1 protein-coding gene and 1 pseudogene are annotated in these 2320 nt (G+C 37.2%); one reads left to right on the top strand and one right to left on the bottom strand.

All coding sequences use genetic code 11. The features are described 5' to 3' along the window. Positions 1-22 precede the first annotated feature (22 nt). A pseudogene (locus tag HW45_RS04825) lies at positions 23-301 on the bottom strand (LysR family transcriptional regulator); the annotation flags it as partial. 291 nt (positions 302-592) lie between these two features. On the opposite strand from HW45_RS04825, the gene HW45_RS04820 reads away from it, so the two are divergent. Beyond that, positions 593-2173: a hypothetical protein gene (locus HW45_RS04820; protein ID WP_038225324.1), complete on the top strand. Its 1581-nt coding sequence runs from the start codon at positions 593-595 to the stop codon at positions 2171-2173. Positions 2174-2320 lie beyond the last annotated feature (147 nt).

The following is a 2320-nucleotide window of genomic DNA, read 5'->3' as shown; positions in this document are numbered from 1 at the left end:
CGCGGGTGAATAGTTACATATGCTCTAACTCGCCGTAAGAAAGACTTAAAGCTAACTTATCGAATGAACGTGCTTGTTCAACTACTTGCTTAGCGTAACGATACAATAGTGCAGCATCTTCGGTAGGTTCTGCTGTGCGTCCACTTCGCTGAAACAGATCTACTGCAAGTTCATCTTCTAAATTATTGATTACTTGGCCTATGGTTGTTCTGTGCTTATCTAAATACAAAGCGGCCTTACTAAAAGAGCCATTTTCGTACACTGCAACAAAGCTTTGTAACTGCTCAATACTAAAATTCATAGACTTCTCATGCCGATTTAGTGCGCAGCTCATTGTAACACTCAAGCCTCCCTTACAATGTTAACAAGTTTGCGTCTTTGTAACATGTTATTGAAGGTCTAAGCAGAGGGGTTGATCCTTCAAATAGGATTAACATTTTCTTTGGCGTTAATAAATAATAAAAACGTGCGATTGCTATAAAAAATAACAACGATGTAAACACTGCTAGCTCATGATTCCCTAGTGCTAAAAAAAACATGAGATTTAGGGTGATATTTATAGATTTTAATTTACCTAGTTAGGTGTATAAAGATGATCAAGCTGATAAAAATACTGAATGCCTTGGTAGGGTTTCTATTGTCTTTAACTCTATCTACCACGTTACTTGCCACAGAAATGCCATTATCCGAACTGAATGAAGAAATTCTTACGTTTGAACAATACGGTGTGCCTAATTATCTCCACAAATTCGCGATAAGCTCAATGCTTCAAGGCGATCATGTTGTCTCACATACGAAAAAAATCGAAGTAGTCGATGATATTCGTCAAGTTGACGAAGTTTATTTGGTACAAACTACAGACATTAAGGGTAATATTGACCTTCGCATAAAGTATGATCCGGCTAAAATTGATGAACGAACGGATCTTATTAAGAGTATTGAGCAGATTACGAAAAGAGAGTATCAATTAAGTAAGTATGCTGAGATGTATGATAGGGAGTCTGTTTCATTAAAACAGAAAAATAATAGCGATTATGAAATAAGCTTCAAATACTCTAAATATGCATTGCCACAGGATATTGCTAACTTTCGTTTCATGCAAGGAAGGCTTTTTATTTCAGACGGTATGCCTATATCTCTTGAGGTTACAAATAACAAACCATTCTATCAAGGTATCTATGAGGTGAAAGCTTATCGACAACTTACAATGTTTGAAACATTACCTAATGGCAGAGTTGTGGTTAATAAAAAGACAATTGAGATTGAAGGGTATAAGCACAACAAAGAGTTTCAACTACACGTAGAGTCAACGCCAGTGGTCTATTATGACGATCAACTCGGCTCCATTGTACAGGACCCTGTGTTGCTATCTGAAGTCTCTGACCCAAGAATGCGTGAGGCTTACGTTAAATTAGACCGAACGTTCCCGTTGATGGCTGACGTTGTTAGAAGGCAAGGTATTGATGTCCCATTACCCTTTGGTATTTCAGCGTCTTATCGTCGGCAGGAAATGGACTTTAATTTTACTTATTTTAACCTTGGTGGAATACAGCTAGATGGCGTGTTTGACCCTGAGAACACTATTGCAAATGTGACTGCAGAGTCATATACATTACGCGGTGATATTAATATTCTACCATTTTGGAACTTATTCGCCTTTATTGGCCAGGTTGACGTAGATGCGGTTGTAAATGCTCAAACTAGACCAGTTAATATTGGGCCAATCGAAATAGAACCTATTAACTTTGCTATTCCTATAAAGCTTGAGTATGACTTGTTGGGGGTGGGAACGACGCTAGCTATGGGGTACAAAGAGTATTTTGCATCGGTTACAGCAACACATTCTATAACACGTTTAAAGGGAACAACCGAAGACTGGGGAGATGGAATTACGACAGTACAGCCCATGTTAGGTTATCAGTTTATTGATCTTCGAACTCAACTGTTTATTGGAGCAGAATACCAATCTTTGAATCCGAGCATGAAAGGGGAATTAGGACCTGCATTAGGCATAGATGTAGATATTGACTATGACGTTGGTGTAAATCTAGATAAATGGGCATATTTAATTGGGTTTAATAAACAAATTGGAAAGAACTACAACCTAACTGCTCTATATAATAAAGGTTCAACACGTAGTTCCATTACCTTGAATTTAGGCTATCGATTCTGAATTGGAATGATTAACGTATATGTTGAATAAAATAATAAAAAATAAAATGATACTGATAGTATCCTTGATGATGTTAGGGTGTTCTTCTCCACGTTCGATAGAAAATAGAGTGACAGAAGAAAACTATATGTTGGTGAATATACAACA

The organism is Vibrio sp. ER1A (genome assembly GCF_000733315.1).
Taxonomy (GTDB): domain Bacteria; phylum Pseudomonadota; class Gammaproteobacteria; order Enterobacterales; family Vibrionaceae; genus Vibrio; species Vibrio mediterranei.
This window is presented reverse-complemented; position numbering and strand designations above follow the sequence as displayed.

What these genes read in the sequence shown, in the direction of transcription:
- HW45_RS04820 (WP_038225324.1), top strand. Translation starts at nt 593, where the DNA reads ATGATCAAGCTGATAAAAATACTGAATGCCTTGGTAGGGTTTCTATTG.